The organism is Cupriavidus sp. WS (assembly GCF_000395345.1).
GTDB lineage: Bacteria > Pseudomonadota > Gammaproteobacteria > Burkholderiales > Burkholderiaceae > Cupriavidus > Cupriavidus basilensis_B.
Genome location: NZ_AQPL01000724.1, coordinates 1 through 904 on the forward strand (window position 1 = coordinate 1; position 904 = coordinate 904).

Genomic DNA, 904 nt, shown 5'->3' on the forward strand with positions numbered 1-904 from the left:
GATGGCATGCCCCGTGGTGGGAAGAAGATGCGGCGCGCGGCCGCTGGATGCGATTACTCGTAAGGCAGCAGAAGAACCGTCATGCTGCGGTCGTACATGGTCCAGACTTCCAACCAGACGCCGTTCGCAATCGGGTAACGCGAGAACAGTTTTTCTCGGCCTTGCAGCCCATAGTTCTCGTTGATGTGCCGCTCGGCTTCATCGACATCGCCCCAATCTCCGCGCCTATGGCGGTTGAGACAGGTGCCAGCATCGATGTAGCGGCGACGGACCAGGGCCTTGACCCCGGGTGTTAGGACGATCTCCCCTGTAGAGAAAAGCTCGGGGGCAGACGTTGAGGCAGATGCGAGAGCGCAAGACACGCTGGATGCCATGACGTTTCCTTCTGGATGAAGGGGCCGCGGCACCCCAGCGGGGAGACGGCCCCGGTGGGTGGGTAGATGAAGATGGCGATGCAGCGTCTTCAGAGCATGTCGTGCTCTTCGGATAGCTGGACCACCGTGGTTTCATGGTCCTCGCTGGTCTTGACGATCAGTGCCAGGTCCGGCGTGATCCTGAACTGCGAGATCATCAGGTTGTCCTGTTGGATTGCGACGTTGTTGGCTTGGCGGGTGGCCTCGTCGATCTCGCCCCAGTCACCGCGCACGTGGCGCTGGACATAGGCCAAGGGGTCGATCAGGCCTTTGCGTGCCAACCAATGCACCTTCTCGCTCAACTTCAGCGTACCCGGTGCGAACAACGGTTGCTTCTGCGGCGCGGGCCGCTTGAACGGGTTTGCGAACATGGTGTTTCTCCTTCGATGTGGGAATAGCAGGACGGCAGCGCGTCCGGTGAGTCAGCGGATGGTCAACACCTCGCCCCGTGTCGCGGAGCCAGGCGTCATGTCCCACGCGCGGATGACGGG

At 61.5% G+C, this 904-nt stretch carries 2 protein-coding genes; both read right to left on the reverse strand.

Annotation, left to right across the window (positions count from 1 at the left end):
* Nucleotides 1-53: 53 nt before the first annotated feature.
* On the reverse strand, nt 54-374 hold the full coding sequence (locus K206_RS0136860) for a hypothetical protein (RefSeq protein ID WP_020207191.1): 321 nt from the start codon (nt 372-374) through the stop codon (nt 54-56).
* Between the two features lie 89 nt (nt 375-463).
* The gene (locus tag K206_RS0136865; RefSeq protein ID WP_020207192.1) at nt 464-784 is read right to left on the reverse strand and encodes a hypothetical protein; all 321 of its coding nucleotides are present in this window, start codon (nt 782-784) and stop codon (nt 464-466) included.
* Between the last annotated feature and the right edge of the window lie 120 nt (nt 785-904).